General features: G+C 44.4%; 17 protein-coding genes. 5 read left to right on the forward strand and 12 right to left on the reverse strand.

The genetic code is table 11. The annotated features are described in order from the left end of the window. Positions 1-221: 221 nt before the first annotated feature. On the forward strand, positions 222-863 hold the full coding sequence (locus tag AACW75_RS07945) for a MarC family protein (RefSeq protein ID WP_017074186.1): 642 nt from the start codon (positions 222-224) through the stop codon (positions 861-863). A gap of 84 nt (positions 864-947) precedes the next feature. On the opposite strand, the gene ushA is transcribed toward AACW75_RS07945, so the two are convergent. After that, positions 948-2,648 carry a bifunctional UDP-sugar hydrolase/5'-nucleotidase UshA gene (gene ushA / locus AACW75_RS07950; RefSeq protein WP_145570606.1) on the reverse strand — a complete coding sequence of 567 codons (1,701 nt, stop codon included), beginning with the start codon at positions 2,646-2,648 and terminating at the stop codon, positions 948-950. A gap of 502 nt (positions 2,649-3,150) precedes the next feature. Here ushA and dapD point away from each other — a divergent pair. Continuing rightward, positions 3,151-4,182, forward strand: coding sequence for a 2,3,4,5-tetrahydropyridine-2,6-dicarboxylate N-succinyltransferase (dapD, locus tag AACW75_RS07955; protein ID WP_108091795.1), 1,032 nt, complete (start codon positions 3,151-3,153; stop codon positions 4,180-4,182). A gap of 102 nt (positions 4,183-4,284) precedes the next feature. On the opposite strand, the gene AACW75_RS07960 is transcribed toward dapD, so the two are convergent. Together AACW75_RS07960 and purL are read right to left on the reverse strand one after the other, a co-directional pair. Then, positions 4,285-4,818, reverse strand: a complete 534-nt coding sequence (locus AACW75_RS07960; RefSeq protein WP_017074183.1) for a DUF3332 domain-containing protein — start codon at positions 4,816-4,818, stop codon at positions 4,285-4,287. A gap of 252 nt (positions 4,819-5,070) precedes the next feature. Next, complete coding sequence (gene purL, locus AACW75_RS07965; protein WP_145570604.1) at positions 5,071-9,027, reverse strand: phosphoribosylformylglycinamidine synthase; 3,957 nt, start codon at positions 9,025-9,027, stop codon at positions 5,071-5,073. Between the two features lie 329 nt (positions 9,028-9,356). On the opposite strand from purL, the gene mltF reads away from it, so the two are divergent. Both mltF and AACW75_RS07975 read left to right on the forward strand, forming a co-directional pair. Then, positions 9,357-10,925 carry a membrane-bound lytic murein transglycosylase MltF gene (gene mltF, locus AACW75_RS07970; RefSeq protein WP_145570602.1) on the forward strand — a complete coding sequence of 523 codons (1,569 nt, stop codon included), beginning with the start codon at positions 9,357-9,359 and terminating at the stop codon, positions 10,923-10,925. Positions 10,926-11,278: 353 nt separating this feature from the next. After that, entirely contained in the window at positions 11,279-11,413 is a 135-nt protein-coding gene (locus AACW75_RS07975; protein ID WP_261377644.1) for a hypothetical protein, read from the forward strand. Positions 11,414-11,494: 81 nt separating this feature from the next. Here AACW75_RS07975 and tadA read toward each other — a convergent pair whose 3' ends face one another. The 7 genes from tadA to AACW75_RS08010 form a co-directional block, all read right to left on the reverse strand. Then, the gene (tadA, locus tag AACW75_RS07980) at positions 11,495-12,046 is read right to left on the reverse strand and encodes a tRNA adenosine(34) deaminase TadA (RefSeq protein WP_145570600.1); all 552 of its coding nucleotides are present in this window, start codon (positions 12,044-12,046) and stop codon (positions 11,495-11,497) included. Between the two features lie 180 nt (positions 12,047-12,226). After that, positions 12,227-13,516: a hemolysin family protein gene (locus AACW75_RS07985; RefSeq protein WP_145570598.1), complete on the reverse strand. Its 1,290-nt coding sequence runs from the start codon at positions 13,514-13,516 to the stop codon at positions 12,227-12,229. A gap of 233 nt (positions 13,517-13,749) precedes the next feature. Then, the gene (locus AACW75_RS07990) at positions 13,750-15,312 is read right to left on the reverse strand and encodes an AbgT family transporter (protein ID WP_017074177.1); all 1,563 of its coding nucleotides are present in this window, start codon (positions 15,310-15,312) and stop codon (positions 13,750-13,752) included. A gap of 298 nt (positions 15,313-15,610) precedes the next feature. Beyond that, positions 15,611-16,060: a prepilin-type N-terminal cleavage/methylation domain-containing protein gene (locus AACW75_RS07995; RefSeq protein WP_145570596.1), complete on the reverse strand. Its 450-nt coding sequence runs from the start codon at positions 16,058-16,060 to the stop codon at positions 15,611-15,613. Further along, positions 16,050-17,354: a hypothetical protein gene (locus AACW75_RS08000; protein ID WP_145570594.1), complete on the reverse strand. Its 1,305-nt coding sequence runs from the start codon at positions 17,352-17,354 to the stop codon at positions 16,050-16,052. The genes AACW75_RS07995 and AACW75_RS08000 overlap by 11 nt, the downstream gene beginning before the upstream one ends. Beyond that, positions 17,351-17,983: a PilW family protein gene (locus AACW75_RS08005; protein WP_145570592.1), complete on the reverse strand. Its 633-nt coding sequence runs from the start codon at positions 17,981-17,983 to the stop codon at positions 17,351-17,353. Before AACW75_RS08005 ends, AACW75_RS08000 begins: the two co-directional genes overlap by 4 nt. Next, positions 17,964-18,470 carry a GspH/FimT family pseudopilin gene (locus AACW75_RS08010; protein ID WP_145570590.1) on the reverse strand — a complete coding sequence of 169 codons (507 nt, stop codon included), beginning with the start codon at positions 18,468-18,470 and terminating at the stop codon, positions 17,964-17,966. The genes AACW75_RS08005 and AACW75_RS08010 overlap by 20 nt, the downstream gene beginning before the upstream one ends. Positions 18,471-18,521: 51 nt before the next feature. Between AACW75_RS08010 and AACW75_RS08015 the strand changes: the two genes are divergently transcribed. Beyond that, positions 18,522-19,004 carry a type IV pilin protein gene (locus AACW75_RS08015; RefSeq protein WP_445329516.1) on the forward strand — a complete coding sequence of 161 codons (483 nt, stop codon included), beginning with the start codon at positions 18,522-18,524 and terminating at the stop codon, positions 19,002-19,004. 138 nt (positions 19,005-19,142) lie between these two features. Here AACW75_RS08015 and dnaJ read toward each other — a convergent pair whose 3' ends face one another. Together dnaJ and dnaK are read right to left on the reverse strand one after the other, a co-directional pair. Continuing rightward, positions 19,143-20,291 carry a molecular chaperone DnaJ gene (dnaJ, locus tag AACW75_RS08020; RefSeq protein WP_017074171.1) on the reverse strand — a complete coding sequence of 383 codons (1,149 nt, stop codon included), beginning with the start codon at positions 20,289-20,291 and terminating at the stop codon, positions 19,143-19,145. Positions 20,292-20,575: 284 nt separating this feature from the next. Beyond that, positions 20,576-22,489 carry a molecular chaperone DnaK gene (gene dnaK / locus AACW75_RS08025; protein WP_017074170.1) on the reverse strand — a complete coding sequence of 638 codons (1,914 nt, stop codon included), beginning with the start codon at positions 22,487-22,489 and terminating at the stop codon, positions 20,576-20,578. Positions 22,490-22,869 lie beyond the last annotated feature (380 nt).

Genomic DNA, 22,869 nt, shown 5'->3' on the forward strand with positions numbered 1-22,869 from the left:
CGTGAGTCGAACGTGAGGAACCAAAAGAAATCCGTTAATTAAGAAACCGACAATAACGTACGAATAAATCTTTACACCTACTACTAAAACTAAACAGCCAGTATTAACCTGGCTGTTTTTTATCCATATTTGCTCTACGATCTATTCCTAATAGTTATTTATCTATAAGATTAAATACACCAGTCGCTAAGTATTTAACCCTATATTTTTAAAGGAATAATATGAAAGAGTTGATCATTCATACCATCACCGTGTTCATGGGCTTTTTTGCCATAATGAATCCCATCGCCAATACGCCGATCTTTTTAGGTTTAACGGCTGATAGCAATAGAGAGATGGTGAAGTCGATCGCTTTTCGCTCAGTGCTCATCGCCTTTATCATCGTGAGTACCTTTGCTATTTCCGGCAAGCTCATCTTTGATCTGTTTGGCATCACACTTTACGCACTGCGCATAACCGGCGGTATTCTTGTATTTCTGATTGGTTTTCACATGCTACAAGGTGACTCGACACACGCCAAAGCAAAAGAGAAGGTCAATTCAGACGCGCAGCAAGATGCAGCATTGAGTATCGCGGTATCACCTTTAGCCATGCCAATACTGGCTGGTCCAGGCACTATTGCCACTGCGATGAACTTTGCCAGCACAGAGGGAATCTACGAGACCATTATTACCATTGTGGCATTTGGCCTCCTCTGCACCCTAACCTACATACTGTTTGTATTCGGCGAACGCTTCGTTAAAGCTGTCGGACCAAGTGCATTGAACGTGATAACCCGAATGATGGGTTTGATACTCGCAGTGATCGGTATGCAGATGTTGATTGAAGGGATTGAACAGGCTTATAAGGCGCTGTTTATTTAACGTCTAATTCCACTAAGTTTTATACAAAAATAGCCAGCAATTTGCTGGCTATTTTCTTTATCGTTTTTGTTTACGGATTATAAATTAGTTCGCTGGACAGCCTTTCACGTCTACTCCATTACTCCTATAGATTAGCTTGCCAGCAGCAGGAGCGTAATCAGCAGCAGTGACATCCGGGTTCTTAACAAAGAAATCACGAAGAACTGAGGCATCCGTTAACTGCGTCGATTCAACATCAATCACTGGGTAGTCATCACCACCAGCCGCACTGAAACTGATCACGGAGAACGTGTAAGTATCTGCTAAATCAAAACCTTTGCCATTGATGTCTCGAATAGTCACATCACTCAAATCACAGTCGACAGTTAAGCTAATATTATCCAGTTGTGCGTAAGCGCCAGACCCTGCAGTCTTAGTCGCAACAACGTCTAAATACGCTTTCACTTCTGCACCCGTCATTGTTGCTTTGGTTACAAAGTTGCCAAAAGGTTGGACTGTAAGTACATCACGATAAGCAATGTCACCTACCGCAATTGAGTCACGAACACCACCGGAATTCATCACACCGAAGTCAGCGTCCACTAAATCGTAAGTACGGTAAGCGTGACCTAATAAATGACCAAGGTTGGTTTGCTCTGCGCGTACAACATCACGGTCACCTTCAAGCTTCGCATCGGTTTTCGATATGATGACATCCAACAACTCTTGTCCCTGCTGCTGATACGCGAAAAGAGTAGCAATTACTGTTGAATTAGGTTCAATTTCAGATTGGATAAATTGGTAATCACCATTTTCATCCTTCTCTTTTAAGTTCACAGGTATCAGGTCGTACTTCGCTAAATGCAGCTTTCCATCGTAAAACTCAAAATCAGCTCTACCTACATATTTACCCCATTCGTGAGCTTGCATGATGTAGGTACCATTTTGCTGATCCGGCTTGCAGTCATCTCCCGGATTGAAATCAGCATATTCATTGCCTTCCATACAAACAGGATTTTGAGAGTGCCCGCCAATAATGGCATCTAACTGACCTTCTTCTAGAGAGCGAGCAAGCAACACATCGCCAGGCGCTTCACTACCATGCTGACCATCTGCGTAGTGCCCCATATGAGTCGTAGCAAAAATCAAATCAACCGTTTCATTGGCCTCAATTTCTTTTATGGCTTTTTTGATTTCGACTTGCGGGTCGGCAAAGTGAATCGTCGCGACGTTGTCAGGGTTAACTAATTTCGCCGTATCTTTAGTTGTCAGGCCAATAACCGCAACCTTTAAGCCATTGATGGTGAATACTTTATATGGAGAGAAAAGGCGTTCATCAGTAACTGTGTCTCCATCTTTGATATAAATATTAGCCGCTAGCATCGGGAAGTCGGCCAATTCCGCCTGCATATCTAACACATCCAAGCTATTGTCGAACTCGTGATTACCTAATGCCATCGCGTCGTAACCAAGAAGATTCATACCTACAAAATCTGGTACCGCGTCCTGCATATCAGACTCTGGCACACCAGTATTAATGTCGCCACCGGACAGTAGTATCGTCTCACCACCATTTTGAGTCACTTCAGCACGAATACTATCAATCAGCGTCTTACGAGCCGCCATCCCATACTCACCCTTACTGTTCTCCCAGAAGCGGCCATGGTTATCGTTAGTATGCAAAACAGTAAATTTGGTACAAGAGTCCGCGGTGTCACACGTCACCGTGATGTCGTCATTGTCCGAACCACAGCCAACCATTGCTACACCGATAGAGAGCACCAGTAAAGACTTAGTAAAATTCATAGAAGATCCTTTATTAATCGTTTTAATGTCGTTATGGCTGGAAATATACTTATATATTGAAGGTTTTTAGTGATCACTCTCTTAATTACACTGCTGATAATTTGAGTATTTACCCTAACTTTAAGCACAAGCGATTAATCAACATAATTCGATTAATTCTGATAATAAACATTAATTTATAAAGAAAATGTGACTAGCTCTATTGATACGGCGAACAAAATAGATAGCTCTAAAGAGTGTCGGAAATGAAAACGAAGTTGTACTAAGTGGCTAATGTAAGCACAGTGACATGATGCCCACGGAGTAATATCCGGAAAATAAAAACTATCGCTAAAAAGACAAGCAATATCATTTTACAGACTTTATCCCGATACGCCCTTTCATAACGAGGGCGCTCTCTTTATGATGAACACAATTAAATTAACTTTGCTAACGGCAGCACTCATTATTCGAGTCACTGCTATGAATGGCAAAATCAAGACTCAACACATGGAGATTCAACATGGCTTACTTTTCACTAGCCTTCGGTACGGCAACCAAAAACCGCGACAATAAAATCATTGAAGCGTTCTTCCCTAACCCACTTCTAAACCCAAGCGACGCTCTTGTAGCAGCTGTAGCTGAAGTGTCAGGTTACGCTGAAGGCAACCAAGCTATAGAAATCTCTGCTGCACAAAGCGCAGAACTAGCGAAAGCATTCGCAGCAAACGACGATGCAGCAAACGCATCTTTCGCAGAAAAAGCGGCAGCGTCTGAACAGCCACTTGTTCTTGTTGTTCTTGCAACTGACGAGAAGCCAGCATCAGTTGCTGAAGGCTTCCTAAAGCTACAACTTATCTCTAACCGCCTAGTACAACCACACGGTACAGTACTAGACGGCATCTTCGGTCTACTGCACAACATCGCATGGACAAACGAAGGCCCAATCGACCTTCCTGAGCTACCAGAGCGTCAAATCGAAGCTCGCCTAGCTGGTCGCGCTCTATCTGTAGATTGCGTAGACAAGTTCCCTAAAATGGTGGATTACGTGGTACCAACAGGTATTCGTATTGCTGATACTTCTCGTGTTCGTCTTGGCGCACACGTAGGTGAAGGCACAACAGTAATGCACGAAGGTTTCATCAACTTCAATGCAGGTACTACTGGCGTAAGCATGGTTGAAGGTCGAATCTCTGCGGGTGTTGTTGTGGGTAACGGTTCTGATATCGGCGGCGGCGCTTCTATCATGGGCACTCTGTCTGGTGGTGGTACGATGGTTATCTCTATCGGCGAAAACTGTCTACTAGGTGCAAACGCAGGTCTTGGCTTCCCAATGGGCGACCGTTGTACAGTTGAGTCGGGTCTTTACGTGACTGCGGGAACTAAAGTTCGCATGCTAGATAAAGAAGGCAACGAAGTAGAAATCATTAAAGCTCGTGACCTTGCTGGCGTTTCTGATCTGCTGTTCCGTCGCAACTCGATCACTGGTCAAATTGAATGTCTAGCGAACAAGTCTGCGGTTGAGCTAAACAGCGAGCTACACAGCAACAACTAATCTAAGCGCTAGATGCTAAATGCTAAATGCTAAATGCTAGAGAATACGAAGCCGTTGGGGTTTAATCCAGCGGCTTTTTTTATAGCGGTAAAGTTGAGAAGACTATGCTTTTTCTGCTGCTAACTGCTCAAGGGCTTGAATTGAAGTTTCTGAAACGAGCGCTCCATCCATGTAGTAACTAACTTTGTCGCCATCACGAACACCCATCAGTACAGCTTTTTGGCCATCATTGTAGGTAATGTCCATACGTATGGTGTTTTCATCGATTTGTTGCATTTCGCCTTGTTCGATATGGCGATTGTTGAAGCCAAGTGGGGCTTCTTTCAATGAATCATCTAGGCTGTCGTTCACATCAATCATGGTATCGACTTTGCTATCAAAGATGTGAGGCGCGCCAGTGAGTGGGTTTTTACCTGCCCAGAATTCGATCGAGTTAAATACGATGTAATCGGCTGCAAATGTTAAAGCGTAAACTGGAGCAAGCAAGAAGTTGACCCCGGCACGAGCGTAGCGGTTATCTACAACTTCTACGTTGAACTTCATTAATTTCCCAGTAACGGCGTTACTACCGACACACCCAGCTAACGACATGACAATCGCTGCCACTGCAACTGCTTTTGTGATTGTTGTTTTCATAGATCCCTCTTATGCCACGATGATTGATTCAGTTTTTGAACGGCCAAATTGAATTGTTCTTGTATGAATACAAGAAATGATGGCCTAACAAATTGATTACATAACATTTAGCGTAGTGGAGTTTTTTAGAACAGCAAACTGCAAACCTTAATCATTTCGGTCAGACTCCTCAAATTTTGGAAATAAAAAAGCGCAGACCTTTCGATCTGCGCTTTTCTCATTTTATCAAAAATGTCTGTTTAAAGAACCAGATTAACCCACATTCTTACGTGCATTTTGGAACATACGCATCCAAGCACCATTCTCGCCCCAACCTTCTGGAGACCAAGAGTTAGCAACCGTACGGAATACACGTTCTGGGTGAGGCATCATGATAGTCACGCGGCCATCCGTGGTTGTTAGGCCTGTGATAGCGTTTGGCGAACCATTCGGGTTGTTTGGGTATTGCTGCGTTTGGTTACCGTTGTTATCAACGTAACGTAGAGCAACAGTACCTGAATTTTCAATCGCGTTTAGGTGGTCGTTGTCACGTACTTCTACGCGACCTTCACCGTGAGAAACAGCGATTGGCATACGAGAACCTTCCATACCATTGAAGAACACAGAGTCAGACTTCTGAACTTCAACTAGGCTGAAACGAGCTTCAAAACGCTCTGATTCGTTACGAACGAAACGTGGCCAGTACTCTGCACCCGGGATGAGTTCACGCAGGTTAGACAACATCTGACAACCGTTACACACACCTAGAGAGAAAGTATCTTCACGCTTGAAGAAGTTTTCAAATTGGTCACGAGTAGAGTCGTTAAACAGAACCGATTTAGCCCAACCTTCACCAGCGCCAAGTACATCACCGTAAGAGAAGCCACCACAAGCTACAAGGCCATTGTACTCTTCTAGTACCGCTTGACCCGTTAGGATGTCGCTCATGTGAATATCAGTTGCTTCAAAGCCTGCACGGTCGAATGCTGCTGCCATTTCAACGTGAGAGTTAACACCTTGCTCACGTAGAATCGCCATCTTAGGCTTAGCGCCTGTGTTTATCATAGGAGCATTGATATAAGGCGCTGCAATATCTTCGTTTACATCAAAGCTTAGGCTAACGTTCAGACCTGGGTCTGAGTTATCTTTCTTCGCTTCGTGCTCTTGGTCTGCACAGATAGGGTTATCGCGTAAACCTTGCATCTTATGCGTAGTTTCAGCCCAGATAGTACGCAGTTCAGTACGGTTACGTTGGATTACAACGTCTGCGCCAGACTTAATCACTAGCTCATCAGAAGCCGCCCCTTCACCAACAACAGAGCCAATCACATGTGAACACGCTTCTAGACCGTTTGCTGCAAGAGTAGAAAGAACAGCGTCTAGGTCGTCGTTGCGTACTTGGATTACTGCACCTAGCTCTTCGTTGAAGAGTACCGCAAGCGTATCTTCACTATTCTCTGATGCAGATAAAAGCGCTGCAATATCAGCGTTAACACCACAGTGACCTGCGAACGCCATTTCTGCTAGCGTTACGAATAGACCGCCATCGCCTTTATCGTGGTAAGCCACAACTTGATCGTTAGCAACAAGCGCTTGAACGCCTTCGTAGAAACCTTTTAGTTGCGCTGCATTGTCTACGTCTGCTGGCTTGTCACCAAGCTGCTTGTAAACCTGCGCTAGTGCTGTAGCACCCATACGGTTTTTGCCGTTACCTAGGTCGATAAGAACCAGTGAAGTGTTGCCTAGTCCTTCAAGGTTATTAGGGGTGCGAAGCTGAGGCGTAATCGTCTTACGAACATCTTCAACACGTGCGAACGCAGTGATAACAAGAGATAGCGGAGACGTTACTTCTTTCTGCTCGCCGTTCTCTTCCCACTTAGTCTTCATCGACATTGAGTCTTTACCCACAGGGATAGTTAGACCCAGTGCTGGACATAGTTCTTCACCTACGGCTTTAACCGCTTCGTAAAGGCCCGCATCTTCACCAGGGTGACCTGCTGGAGACATCCAGTTAGCTGACAATTTAATGTGTTTGATATCGCCGATGTTCGTCGCTGCGATGTTAGTGATTGCTTCACCAACCGCTAGGCGAGCTGACGCGCCAAAGTCTAGAAGTGCAACTGGCGTACGCTCACCAAGAGACATTGCCTCACCGTGGTAAGAGTCGTAACTTGCTGCAGTTACTGCGCAGTTAGCAACTGGAACCTGCCATGGGCCAACCATTTGGTCACGAGCTACAAGGCCTGTTACCGAGCGGTCACCGATAGTGATAAGGAATGTTTTTTCTGCCACTGTTGGTAGGCGAAGAATACGGTCAACCGCTTCGTTTAGTTCGATACCAGAACGGTCAATCGCAGGATTGTTTGCTTTTAGCGTTTTCGCATCACGGTGCATCTTAGGTGTTTTACCTAAAAGGATGTCCATTGGCATATCGATTGGCGTGTTGTCGAAGTGTGAATCTTCAAGTTTAAGTTCACGCTCTTCCGTTGCTTTACCAACAATCGCGAATGGAGCGCGTTCACGCTTACAAATCGCTTCAAATGTCGCTAAGTCTTTATCAGCAACCGCCATTACGTAACGCTCTTGAGATTCGTTACACCAGATCTCAAGTGGGCTCATGCCCGGCTCATCGTTTGGCACGTCACGTAGGTTAAAGATACCGCCACGCTCGCCATCGTCGACTAGCTCAGGAAGTGCATTCGAGATTCCGCCCGCGCCCACATCGTGGATAAATGCGATTGGGTTCGCATCACCAAGCTGCCAACAACGGTCGATAACTTCCTGACAACGACGTTCCATCTCTGGGTTTTCACGTTGTACAGAAGCAAAATCTAAATCTTCAGAAGACGAACCAGAATCCATTGAAGATGCAGCACCGCCACCAAGGCCGATGTTCATTGCTGGACCGCCAAGAACGATTAGGCTTGCACCTACTGGGATCTCTTTCTTCTGAACATGATCATCACGAATGTTACCTAGACCACCAGCCAGCATGATTGGCTTGTGGTAACCACGTACTTCTTCACCTGCGTGAGAGTTTACTTTCTCTTCGTAAGTACGGAAGTAACCTAGTAGGTTTGGACGACCAAATTCGTTGTTGAATGCTGCGCCACCAAGAGGACCTTCAAGCATGATATCCAGAGCCGTTACGATACGGCTTGGCTTACCAAAGTCTGTTTCCCAAGGTTGAACGAAGTTTGGAATCTTCAGGTTAGATACAGAGAAAGCAACCAGACCCGCTTTTGGCTTACCGCCAATACCAGTCGCGCCTTCATCACGGATTTCACCGCCTGAACCTGTTGATGCGCCCGGCCATGGAGAGATTGCCGTTGGGTGGTTGTGCGTTTCAACTTTCATCAAGATGTGTGTTTTTTCTTGGTGGTAGTTGTATTGGCGAGTTTCTGGATCTGGGAAGAAACGACCGACTTCAGAACCTGTCATTACCGCTGCGTTATCTTTATAAGCAGACAGAACGTGTTCTGGTGTCGTTTCAAAGGTGTTCTTAATCATCTTGAACAATGATTTTTCTTGCTTAACGCCATCGATAGTCCAATCAGCGTTAAAGATCTTGTGACGACAGTGCTCTGAGTTCGCTTGTGCAAACATCATTAGCTCGATGTCAGTCGGGTTACGACCTAGCTTCTCAGTGAAGCTTTCAAGAAGGTAATCAATTTCGTCTTCTGCAAGTGCTAGACCTAGGGTAACGTTTGCTTTTTCAAGCGCTTTACGTCCACCAGTTAGTAGGTCAACTTCCGCATAAGGAGCAGGCTCAGCAACAGTGAACAGTGCCGCCGCTGATTCGAAGTCAGTGAAAACCACTTCCATCATACGGTCGTGCAGAATGGCTTTCAGCTCAACAAGTTGAAGCTCAGAAAGTTCAGAAGAGGTTTCAATGTAGAAAGCAGTACCGCGCTCTAGACGTGACACTTTAGCCAGTCCGCAGTTGTGTGCGATATCTGTTGATTTTGAAGACCAAGGCGAGATAGTGCCCGGGCGTGGCGTTGCAAGCAGCAATAAACCTTCAGGTTCATGCTCTTCAATCGTTGGACCGTAAGTCAGTAGCTTTTCTAGCTTCTCAACTTCAGACTCATCTAGGTCTGCCGTTAGATCAGCAAAGTGGGCAAACTCAGCGTAAATACCTGTTACAGGTAAGCTTAATTCACGACAAAGCTCTAAAAGCTTGTTAACACGAAACTCAGATAGAGCTGGGGAGCCACGCAAAATTCTCATGTGCTTAGGTCTCTTATGCAGTTGATTAAGGTAGTATTGGAATAAATTCAGTGGGTTATAGGAACAACCTAACTGTTTTCTTCGAAGCTATTCCCGAAGGTTGCCAAACCTATGCCGATTCCACCTCTTCAATGCGAGCGCATTATAAAGCATTTCTTTTTGTGACGTAACACCAAAAGCAACCGTTTGCGTTATTTTTTTTATCTTTCTGTGTAAATGGTAGTTTTGCTGCATTAATCACCACTTTTACAACTGTTTAATTAAACCTGCTTTGCCAGCCATGCGGGGTTTGGTATAAAGGGGCTTCCACTTTTTGAGATTTCATTTTGATGCCTAAATTTACGCTCATCTTTTCGTCTAAATTTCTTCTGCTCGCTATCGCTCTGTTTGGGCTAACTGGGTGCCAGATTGAATCTGAACCTAAAAGTGTTCTTGAGCAGATACGAGATCGCGGCGTTCTTCGTGTCGGTACCTTGAATAACCAACTCTCTTATTATATTGGTCCTGATGGCCCTGCTGGTTTGGATTACGAGTTAGCTCGTGAGTTTGCAGAAGAGCTTGGTGTAAAGCTTGAGATCAAACCCGCTTACCGCTTATCCGGCCTATTCCCTGCGTTAAAGAAAGGCGAGATCGATCTGATCGCGACCGGACTAACACAAAACAGCAACCTGACACGTGCCTATCGCGCTGCGCCCGCTTATTATTATGTAAGCCAGCAAGTCGTGTACAAAAAAGGCCAGTGGCGCCCAAGAAACCTTGAGCAACTGATCAAGTTCGAGAATGAGCGTCAGGCTGATTTCGTAAAAGCACAAACTGAATCAGAAGAGATAGCGACTACTGACACATTGACGCCATCTTTGGTTGTAGTGAAAGACTCACACTTTGAGCCAACATTAAAACAGCTGCAAAACACACACGATGACTTTATCTACGATGCGATCGGCAATGCTGATATCAACGACTTGCTAAAAGAAGTCTCTACAGGGGAACGCTTGTTTACTGTGGCGGATTCGATTGAGCTGTCACTCGCACAGCGTTTATACCCAGACGTAGCCTTGGCTTTTGAACTTACAGAAGACCAACCGATCTCTTGGTATTTACAGAAGTCTGAAGATGAAAGCCTTTATGCGCTGCTGATTGAGTTTTTCGGTAACCTAAAGCAGTCTGGTGAGCTCGCTTCATTGGAAGAGAAGTATATTGGCCATATCGGCACCTTCGATTATGTCGATACTCGTGCCTTTATCCGCGCCTTGGATAGCAAGCTGCCAAAATGGTCTCCACTGTTTCAGAAATATTCGCAAGAATTTGATTGGCGCTTGATTGCTGCTTTGGCATACCAAGAGTCCCACTGGAATCCTGTCGCACGCTCTCCAACCGGTGTTCGAGGCATGATGATGTTAACGCTACCAACCGCGAAGAGCGTTGGTGTGACCAATCGTCTTGACCCTAAACAGTCGGTACAAGGCGGGGTTGAATACCTGCGTCGTATCGTTAACCGAGTGCCCGACTCAATCACTCAACACGAAAAGATCTGGTTTGCGCTTGCCTCATATAACGTAGGTTACGGGCACATGATGGATGCTCGTCGCTTAACCAAAGCACAAGGCGGTGATCCTGACGCTTGGGGTGATGTGAAAGACAGGCTGCCTCTGCTAAGACAGAAGAAGTACTACAGCAAAACTCGTTACGGTTATGCGCGTGGTGATGAAGCAAGGAATTACGTTGAGAACATTCGCCGCTATTACCAGAGTATTATTGGTCATGTTAATAAGCGTGATAAAGAGGAAGAAGCCAACCTTGAAGGTTTAGTGGTTATCCCACCTTTAGAGATCTCAGGCGCAGAATCAACAATCAGTGCGGCCGAATCCGCTGTGAATGACTCTGAGTCCTCCAAATAAATGAAAAAGAGCAATGCCACATAGCATTGCTCTTTTTTTTTGCTAAGAGGTTCGTGGCTAGATTCAGCAATTAAGTTAATAACGTGGCCGTTAAACCTCAAGTGTCATATTGCAGTAACAATCGAACTTTATAACGACACACCACAGATACATTATGCTTTGTTGTATTCAACTACTGGTCTTGGGGCGGCGTTTCTTACTTACGATGTTGGCTATTACCATGATGACTGCGAAAAACAATATGACAGCAAACGGAACGCCAGATTCGCGACAAAGCTCATAAACAAATAACCACTATAATTAAAACTGAAGTCATAATTACATAGCCAGACGACAAATAGGAAATCGTTGAAATGATGAATAAAAAACTGAAATCGAAGCGCCTTGATAAGACCGTTGCTGCAAACCGTCGTAAGCGCATGCTTTCAAACAATAAGAAAAAGATCATTTGGCGCAACCGTGCTTTCATGCAGATGCTTACTGAGTAAATATAATGACCAAGTAAGTTTTTCTGCGGTACTCATGTTATTGAGGGTGCCGAAAGCTTCTTGTCTCATTTAAGTTTAGGTTTACTTCCGTTTTCCAGCCTGTTGCTCTTCTTCTAAAAGCTGTTCTTGTTGCAAACGTTCAAGCTTTCGCTTTTCTTTTATCTCTTTTCTACGACGTTTAAAAAATGCCTGTAACTGTTCGCGACATTCTTTCTCCAATAAGCCACGTTCAACGTCGGCATAATGGTAAGAGGCTTGGCTTTCAAATAAGTTAAGTACAGTACCCGCTGCGCCCGCTTTTAAGTCAGGTGCTCCAAACACAATGCGCTTTACTCGGCTGTGCAACAACGCACCAGCACACATAGGGCATGGTTCTAAAGTGACGTACAACGTGGTATCCAGTAAACGATAGTTTTCCAAAGCTTGGCCAGCTTTACGCAAGGTTTCTATTTCCGCATGCGCTGTGGCATCGTGGCTGCCAATCGAACGATTCCAACCTTCAGAAATAATCTCCCCCTCTTTCACCAACACAGCACCAACGGGAACCTCCCCCTCTTTCTCTGCTTGCTTAGCCACCTCGATGGCGCGTCGCATGAAGATTTCATCTTGAGGGCTAAATTGATGGTCTGACAAAGGAGGACTCCGAAAAAGGTAAAGGTAAAGGTAAAGGTAAAGGTAAAGGTAAAGGTAAAGGTAAAGGTAAAAACAAAAAATAGGTATGCGACGAAGCATACCTAATCTTGGTGATTATGAACAATAAAGAGATAACGAACAACAAGCGCGGGCTTGTTCGTTAAATATCTAGCGGCTTATCTAACTAACAGCATCGCCTAGCTCATTGACTATTTTTGTCGCTTTAACACTCACAATTCGATTATTTTCCACAGAGATAATTTCGAACTGCCATTGTTGATATTGAACGACTTCGCCAATATCAGGTAAGCGACCAATCAACCATGTAACTAAACCGTTCAAAGTTTGGAAACCTTCCTTCTCACCTCCTAAATCTGATAGCTCTAAACGATTCTTCAGTTCGCTGATAGGGATTAACCCATCCACTAGCAAGCCATCTTCAACTTCCTCTGTCCATAGGTCATTGGGGTTATTGGATAACTCACCTGCAATCGCTTCGAGAATATCGTAATGAGTCACAAGGCCTTGCACATCGCCATACTCATCGACAATGAATGCCATCTCGGTACCCGACTCTTTAAAGTAGCCAAGTAACCGCAGTGCCTTCATCGATTCTGGAACATAGATCGGCGACTTAGACAGCCCCATAATGACTTGAATACTTAAATTGCCCGCCTGATTCAGCAAAGCCTTGGCTGATACCGTACCGACTACTTTATTGAGATGGTCTTGGCATAGTGGAAAAACACTGTGCTTTGAAGAGCGCAGTTTCTTAAATATCTGCTCGACAGGTTGGTCAATATCGAGAAAATCGACATCTCGGCGTGGGGTCATCAAAGAACTCACCAGGCGATCATCAAGCTGCAAGATATTACGAATCATCTCTTGCTCGCCGCGCTCAATCACTCCAGACTCTGAGCCCTCTTTTACAAGTGCATGGATATCGTCTTCAGTAACACTATCCTCTTCGCCACTGCGCCCCATCAACTTTAAGATGCCTTCAGTTGACGCAGACAACGCAAATACAAACGGCGTCGCAATTCTAGATAACCAAAAAATAGGCAGGGCCACCAACACAGCAATGTTCTCAGCTTGAGACTGAGCGAAACGTTTTGGCACCAACTCGCCTACAACAATGGCGAAGTAAGTAATACCCACAACCACAACGGCGGTAGACAGGATATTCGCTTGTGTTGGATCGAATCCCCACAGTTCAAGTTGAACCGCGAGTGGAGCTGATAACGTAGCCTCACCGACAATACCGCTGAGTAAGCCGATTACCGTGATACCGATTTGAATGGTTGAAAGGAAGCGGGTTGGATTTTCTTTGAGCTCAAGTGCAACCTGAGCGGAGCGATGTTTTTCGGCTAAGCGTTTCAACCGACTATTTTTTGCTGCTACCAGTGCAATCTCAGACATGGCAAACAGACCATTTAAAACAATTAACCCTACTAAAAGCAGAATCTTCATGTGGATTGGATTTCCTAACTTTACCGGCCAACAATTAGCCGTAATCCGGAGTATAAGCTGAGTGCCTTTATTTTGAATATAAAAAGTTTTGGATATAGAAAGTTTTGAATATAAAAAGTCTTGGATATAAAAAGTAGGAAAAAAATAGCGAAAAAAAAGCCCGCACATTTCGGTGCGGGCTTCGATGATTTTGTCTTACTGACTTTTGCTTTTCTTACTTAGCTTTACTTATCTTACATTGTGTAAGTGTAAGGAGCTTGGATACCTAGTGGGATACCAAGAGCCCAGTAAGCTAGCAAGAAGATAGACCAACCGATTAGCATAGCAATCGAGAATGGCATCATTAGAGAAGCTAGAGTACCGATACCTGTCGACTTAACGTAGCGTTGACAGTAAACAACAACCAGTGGGAAGAACACCATCAGTGGAGAGATGATGTTAGACACAGAATCGCCTACACGGTAAGCCGCTTGAGATAGCTCAGGAGAGATACCTACAACCATTAACATTGGAACTAGGATAGGGCCAATCAGTGCCCATTTTGCAGAAGCTGAGCCGACAAGAAGGTTAACTGATGCCGTTAGTAGAATCATACCTACAACGGTAGCTTCACCCGGAAGATCCATTGCTTTCAGGCCTTCAGCACCGTAAAGCGCTAGCATTGTGCCAATATTCGATTGAGCGAATGCAGATAGGAATTGAGCACAGAAGAACGACATTACAATGTATGCGCCCATCGTTGCCATCGTCTCTGACATTGCTTTGATAACATCATTGCTGTTCTTAAAAGTACCCGCTACACGGCCGTAGACGATACCTGGAATAATGAACAGAATGAAGATCAGAGGAACGATAGACTTCATAACAGGTGCTGAGAACGCCGTTAGCTCACCTTCAGGCGAACGAAGTGCTGAGTTTTCAGGAACCAAAGCTGCGATTAGCAAACCAATACCAGCCACCATTGCCCAACCCGCAAATTTGAATGCTTTAGATTCAATCGCTGTGAACGTACCTAGATCCGGTGCTTGTTCAGCATCTTCATCTACTGGTGTTTTTGCAAGACGAGGTTCAATGATCTTCTCTGTCACGTACCAACCGATACCAACAATGAGAACTGAAGACAAGCCAGTAAAGAAAATGTTCGCTAGAGGGTTAACCACGTATGCAGGGTCAAGAACGTTTGCCGCTGTTTGAGTGAAGCCTGCTAGTAGCGGGTCAATACCTGAAGGAATGAAGTTCGCTGAGAAACCACCTGATACACCAGCAAACGCTGCTGCAATACCCGCTAGAGGGTGACGACCCGCTGCGTGGAAGATGATACCGCCAAGAGGGATTACTAGAACGTAACCTGCATCTGCTGCTGTGTGAGACACGATAGCAACAAGGATTAGCATTGGCGTTAATAGCTTAGCTGGCGTGAAGTTAAGCATCTTCTTAAGGCCAGTCGTAATGAAGCCTGAAGAGTCTGCTACGCCAACACCTAGCATAGCAACAAGTACGATGCCTAGCGGTGCGAAGCCTGTGAACGTGGTAACCATATTCGCCAGGAAGCTAGCAAGCGCTTCACCAGTTAATAGGTTATTTACTTCTAGAGCAGCACCCGTTTGAGGGTTGATTAGGTCGAATGAAAGATTCGACAAAAGTGCAGATGCTACCCATACAATAACTAGAGCCCAGAAGAACAGAATTGCTGGATCTGGAATTTTGTTGCCGGCGCGTTCAATGAAGTTTAGAAAGCGATCCATTCCACTGATTTTCTCAGTCGACGGTGCTTTTTTTACGGCTTGGTTACTCATGGTAACTCCATATGTGATGTTGTTTGTTTAGGCCTAATATAAGTTTTGACCATGGCCTATTGGTACAGCACATATTCTATTAAAGTCCCTATCAAAAAGCACAAGGTTCCACCGTCTTTTCCAAAAATGGAGACATATTTTGCAAAAATACCATACAACAGCAACAATATAAAAACACAAAACACACCATTCCATATACAGGATTTTAACTAGCACGTAAACAATGTCCGAGAAGTGAAAAATGTCAGTAAAAGGAGTGACGTAGGCCTTGGCATGTAACAAACGTTTGCTTGATAGATCAATCAAATTCGCTGTATTTGGAGAGCATAGTCTCAAGAAAAATGCTTTGCGCGCGGTTCATACGGTCTTGCCATGCAACAGTAACAGTAATGTTTTTTAACGCACTAGAGAGTGCACCATCAGCATTTGTCACTTCACATTTCATCGTATAGGCAGAGCTTGCTAAACCGGACAGTGGATCCGAACTTGCAGCATTGAGACAGTAACTCGCTTGATTGAGATCTGCAAAAGGGATTAATCCAACCGCCCCACTCACCTCCGAGACACGAGTCCGATAATATTCCATCTGCCTCTCAGCAAAATGCAGAGCCTCAACACTATGAAGAGCAAAGTCCGATTTTTGTTCCGCGTAGACCTGCAGTTTAACCAACCCTAACCAAGCAACACCGATGAGTAAGAAAGAGATAAGAACCTCGATCAAACTGAAACCTTGGTGTTTAGAAGTCATTCCATGAGCCTCGCTTCCATTTCGCTTTCAAAGGAGCACTATGAGGATTGTATTCCCCGGTATAATCTAAATTGATTGAACCTTGAATTGTCGATAATCCCCCAGTGGAATCAAAAAACATCCCGCCTTTCGGGAAAAAAGAAGCAAATCCAATGTAAACCGAATTGCTCTGAACTAAATCAGTAATAGGAATTGTATCTGGAACTTTAGCCCATAAACCACTCAGTAGGTCGGTATCAGTATCGGGAGAGTTAGGGTTATCGAATACGCTCATATCATTTAGATGATAAAAAGCCCCGTCAAATACGCTCGCATTACCGTTCGCAATAATGCCGTCTTGGATTACCAGTGAACGGGGTGTAATAACACCTGGTATAGGTTCGACTACATTGATGGCAGGTGAGTAAACGACGCAATCACCTATAACCCAGACCTTATTCTCCCCACTTGAAAAGGCATCATTAATAGCTTTACTACATTTATTACCTTCATATTTCCCACCAACCAAGTCTGTGTGTTTAGGAGGAGATGTAGTCCGGTCAATAAGGTCAACAACATGATAATCAAGCTTAATTTGGTCAATATTCTCTGACGTTTTAGGGACTCCAAAGTAGTTAGAGAACGTATCGATATCAGGATCGAATTTGAAGTCTGATTGAAAAGAGTTTGAAGGCAATGCCCCAGAAGAATCGATGGTTGCATCATTGCTAATATTGGTGGTTTGTTGGCAAGATTCGAATGCAGGAAAAGGAGGTGACTCTGGTGTAATTGTCTTTAAACGACCTCCTCCCTTTTTTCTATAGATTACACTATCCAAAAATCGAACAGAGACGCACTCATTTATACCATCAACAGCAGTAAGAGCAATATCCGGATTAATATCGATGTTGTGATCAGAAATAAATTCCAGACTCGAATTGGTTTGCATTACTCCGAGACCCGAAGCGTCTTCAAAGCTAATCTCTTTGCTCAGCGATAAAGATTGAGAACTCGAGACCAACAAATTCGGTGTGAGAATTTCTGATTCCAAAGTAACGACTTTCGACTGCTGGCAATGATCCATTAAATCATGGGGAATAACAGTAAGATCATTTTCAGCTATGTAAGTGAAGCCACACTCTAAACCACCTTCTGCTAACCAGTGGGCTTTACGCCCTTCCACCTCATTCTGAGCGACTTTAATTTGATGAAACACACTGCGATACGTGCCTAACGTCACCACTAAAGCACCAACTAAAAGCACCGATGTGACCAACAAGGTCACCACACCGCGTTGCTTTCTAGACACCATCATTGCCAGTTCCTTTGTTTAACGGAAACCGAAACCGATTTGGTAACACCTGCGGTTGGAATTGAAGCCGTAATGTTGATATCGGTAAGCGTGGTTTTAATCGAGTTCTGCTCTAATAACTGAGCATCAACACTGAATGCATCTACCTCGATCAGGCTGTCATCGAAAAGTGAGTAACATCCAGTAACCTGATTAAAAGTAGGAATCGCCTCAGATACAGTGGTGCCCTTCTCACATATTTTCAGCTTGGTTCCATCTTTCTGATAAACGATATTTCGAATATCTTTGTTTCCGTTTGAGCCCTCTCTGAAGTAGACAAACCCAACGGCAACACCGCCACTCACTTGGATGGTATTGCTCGCTCCAGATAACTTGATTGAGTAACCATTAGAGCCATCGTAGCCCGCTCGTTGGATATCTTCTTTCATGACCTGCATCGTACTGGTTAGATTTTGCAGCAGTAATAACTCAATGCCTTTATCTTTAGCAATTCTCTGCCCCGTAATGAAGACGCTGCCGATAATCGAAATAGCGAACACGCCAATCACAGAGGCCACCATTAATTCAATCAGTGATGTACCTTTTTGCTTCCAAAGAGCTGTCAATCTTGGTTTAACAGACATCATAGCCATACTGTGCACTCGACTCACCACACACCTTAATTCGCCCCGGCGGGCTGGATAATTTGATCAGAACCCGGTCGGTTGAAGCCGCATTAGGAGCCAGATAGAGAGTCCCGCGAGAAGGCCTTCCACGAACGCTCTCAAAAGTGATTCTGTCTCCGGTGTAGTTATGAGAAAAAGAAAGGTCGCGAAAGGGTTCGCCCGACAATTGCAGTAAGGTTTCTCCTGACAAGTCTTCGGTAGGTTTTAACCAAACAGTCCAATCTCCTGTTGATTGCACTTCATTCTTTTCCATCGAGAAATGAACCCAAAGATCTTGATTCCTTTTTACTGACTCTGACTTAGCCTGAATTAGAAAACCATTCAACTCCCCTGCCAACCGCTGCATCTTGACGGTTTGACTGACAGAACTAAAACTCGGAGCAGCCGTCGCTATCAGTATCGACAACACCGATACCGTGATTAACAGCTCTAATAAAGTAAACCCGCGAGTCATTTCCCAAATTCCTATGTAATCTGATGCGTAACCGTATTTAATCTTGCGCCGATGCTACCACCGGAGAAAAATAGGCAGAGATATGAAAGGAAACTACTCGCGATGATTCGAAGAAATATATGCAACAACAACAACTTAAGTATAAAAGGGATGACATTGATCGAATTATTGCTCGCAGTTGCCATTGTGGGAATACTCGGCGCAATTGCCTACCCAAGTTATACAAGCCATTTAATTAAAGCGCATCGAGTCACAGCGATGGCCGACATGAGCAAGATTCAATTAGAGATGGAAACGCTGTATACAGGAAACTACGCATCGGCAGCGGAGAGTATTATTTCAGCAGGGACATGTTTGTTTTGCGATACCGACACCAACCGATACACGTTAGCGATTTCAGCCAGTAGCACCACCTATTCAATTCAAGCTGAACCGCTTTCTCAACAAGTGAATGATGAGTGCTTAGATTCAACTACCGATAAGTTGGAATTGCACCACTCAGGTGTTTCGGAGCCAGAAGCGTGTTGGAAGTGACGAGAACAACCACCAAAGGGCTCTAGAATTTATCTGAGAAATATCGATTATTTCTTATCTGAGCTTCTTTTCTCTGATCTACAGGTACAAAAAAGCCTGCACTCTGGCAGGCTTTAAAATTTTCAAATCACTATCTAATTACTTAGTTAGGTCATCGAAGAAGTTTTTAACGCCGCTGAAGAAACCTTCAGATTTTGGCTTATGTTTGCTCGCCGCTTCGCCACAACATGTTTCTTCGAAATCACGAAGAAGTTGTTTTTGACGAGAGCTTAGCTTAACAGGTGTTTCAACCACTAACTTAACGATTAAATCACCAACACCGCCGCCACGAACGCCTTTTACGCCTTTGCCACGCATACGGAACATACGGCCCGTTTGTGTCTCTTCTGGCACTTTAAGGTTAACACGGCCATCCAATGTAGGAACTTCAACTTCACCGCCTAATGCAGCCATTGTGAAGCTTACTGGCACTTCGCAGTAAAGGTTGTTGCCGTCACGCTCAAAGATGTTGTGCTCTTTTACATGAACTTGTACGTACAAGTCGCCAGCTGGTGCGCCATGCTCTCCCGCTTCGCCTTCGCCAGATAGACGAATGCGATCGCCAGTATCAACACCAGCAGGGATCTTAACGTTAAGTGTTTTAGTTTTCTGTTTGCGACCTTGACCATGACATGAGTTACATGGGTCTTTGATGATCTTGCCTTTACCATTACAAGTAGGACAAGTCTGTTGAACCGCAAAGAAGCCTTGACGCATTTGAACTTGGCCGTGACCATGACAAGTGCCACATGTTTGTGCAGAAGAACCCGCTTTAGCGCCGCTGCCGTCACACGTATCACATTCAACAAGTGTTGGTACTTCGATCTCTTTAGAAACACCACGAACGGCTTCTTCTAGAGAAAGCTCCATGTTGTAACGTAAATCAGAACCACGTTGTGCACGCGCTTGACCGCCACCACGACGACCACCGCCGAAAATGTCGCCAAATACATCGCCGAAGATATCGCCGAAATCACCTTGACCACCGCCGCCGAAACCGCCGCCGCCACCCATTCCGCCTTGTTCAAAAGCTGCATGGCCGTATTGGTCGTAAGCTGCTTTCTTTTGAGAATCGGTTAGGATCTCATACGCTACTTTTACTTCTTTAAACTTATCTGCTGCGGTGTCGTCACCCTGATTACGGTCCGGGTGGAATTTCATCGCTAAGCGTTTGTACGCTTTTTTAATATCGCGCTCTGATGCATCGCGGCTTACGCCTAATACTTCGTAAAAATCACGTTTTGACATGTTCTAGGTCACCAAAATAATTGCTACTACCGAATGATCACTTCAGCAGTCTGTGTATCAATCTAGATAAAAGTTCTGCCGGCTGAAACGCCGAATAAAGCTATTATCTAGATCGACAAGTCTAAATACAAATTTACGGGCGTGAGAGTTACCTCTGACGCCCGCAATAATAAGTCTTTGAGACAAATTCCTAAGCAAATAGCTTGAGTTCTAGGAGGAAGCGCGGAGCCTACGTTAGTAGGTGAGCGCTTCCGACAACGAAATCAGGCTACTCTGCAACGAAATTATTTTTTGTCTTCTTTAACTTCTTCAAACTCAGCATCAACAACATCGTCGTCTTGCTTAGGTTGTTCACCAGCGTCAGCACCAGCTTGTTCAGCTTGAGCTTTCTGTTGAGCAATTTCCATTAGCTTTTGAGCTGCTTGCATAAGTTCTTGAACTTTAGCGTCGATAGCTTCTTTGTCGTCACCAGACTTAACTGATTCTAGAGCTTCGATAGCCGCTTCGATTTTCGCTTTATCTTCTGCAGGTAGAGCTTCACCAGCTTCTTCTACTTGCTTCTTAGTGCCGTGAATCATTTGGTCAGCTTGGTTACGTGCAGTTACTAGCTCTTCGAACTTTTTGTCCGCTTCTTTGTTAGCTTCTGCTTCTTGTACCATTGCTTCGATCTCATCCTCAGACAAACCGCCTGATGCTTGGATTGTGATCTTCTGCTCTTTACCCGTTGCTTTATCTTTAGCAGATACGTTCAGGATACCATCAGCATCTAGGTCGAATGTTACTTCAACTTGTGGCATGCCACGTGGTGCTGGTTGGATGCCTTCTAGGTTGAACTGACCAAGAGACTTGTTGTAAGTCGCTTGCTTACGTTCACCTTGAAGAACGTGGATAGTTACTGCGCTTTGGTTGTCTTCAGCTGTAGAGAACACTTGATCCGCTTTAGTAGGGATAGTTGTGTTTTTCTCGATAAGCTTAGTCATTACGCCGCCCATCGTTTCGATACCGAAAGATAGAGGAGTAACGTCTAGAAGAAGAACGTCTTTAACTTCACCAGCTAGTACACCACCTTGAACAGCAGCACCCATTGCAACAGCTTCGTCAGGGTTCACGTCTTTACGTGGCTCTTTACCGAAGAATTCAGTTACTTTAGCTTGAACCATAGGCATACGAGTTTGACCACCAACTAGGATAACGTCAGTGATTTCGCCTACAGATAGGTCAGCATCTGCTAGAGCAACTTTTAGTGGCTCAAGAGAACGTTGAACTAGGTCTTCAACTAGAGACTCAAGCTTCGCACGAGTCACTTTGATGTTCATGTGCTTAGGACCAGTCGCATCAGCAGTAACGTAAGGTAGGTTTACGTCAGTTTGAGTAGTAGAAGAAAGCTCGATTTTCGCTTTTTCTGCTGCTTCTTTAACACGCTGCATTGCTAGTGGATCAGATTTAAGGTTGATACCTTGCTCTTTCTTGAACTCATCTACTAGGTAGTTGATCATGCGGTTATCGAAATCTTCACCACCAAGGTGAGTGTCACCGTTAGTTGAAAGAACTTCGAAAGTCTTCTCGCCTTCTACTTCATCGATCTCGATGATAGAGATATCGAATGTACCACCACCAAGGTCGTATACAGCGATAGTGCGATCACCACCTTGCTTGTCTAGGCCGTAAGCTAGAGCAGCAGCAGTTGGTTCGTTGATAATACGTTTAACATCTAGACCCGCGATACGGCCAGCATCTTTCGTTGCTTGACGTTGAGCATCGTTGAAGTAAGCAGGAACAGTAACAACTGCGCCAGTTACTTCTTCGCCTAGGAAGTCTTCAGCTGTTTTCTTCATTTTCTTAAGAACTTCAGCAGATACTTGAGGAGCAGCCATTTTTTGGCCTTGCGCTTCAACCCATGCATCACCGTTATCAGCTTTAACAATGTTAAAAGGCATGATTTCGATATCGCGCTGAACTTCTTCATCTTCAAAACGACGACCGATTAAACGCTTAATTGCGTACAGCGTGTTTTGAGGGTTAGTCACCGCTTGACGTTTCGCAGGTTGTCCAACTAGCGTCTCGCCTTCAGTGTATGCGATTACCGATGCTGTTGTTCGTTCGCCTTCAGCATTTTCTAGTACGCGTGGTTTGTCACCGTCAAGAACAGCAACACAAGAGTTAGTAGTACCTAAATCAATACCAATGATTCGACCCATCAGGCTTTCTCCGAATAAATTCTATTTAGTTTTTTGCTATACCCACTATGTGGGGGGTGGTAATCAGGGATTCAACCCTAATACACAAAATTAAAGTGCAAATGTATTTTGCTTTCGTATGCACCATAGATAAGGGCTGCAAACTGGTTTTCAAGGGAAATAGGTAAAATAAATCTAATTTTCCTCCTATCTTTCTACTTAATGATAAAAAGTGGCTTACCCCTTATCATTTAAGGTCGAAAGTTGGCACATTCACGAGCTCAACTTCACAAATGAAATCTCTGCCATATTCCATTTAACGAAAAAAAGACCTTCGCATGGAAGGTCTTTTTCAAATAGAGATTAGTAAAAAGCTAATGATTCAATACTATTATTGGTTC

The sequence above is a fragment of the Vibrio sp. L3-7 genome (assembly GCF_963898195.1).
Classification (GTDB): Bacteria; Pseudomonadota; Gammaproteobacteria; order Enterobacterales; family Vibrionaceae; genus Vibrio; species Vibrio echinoideorum.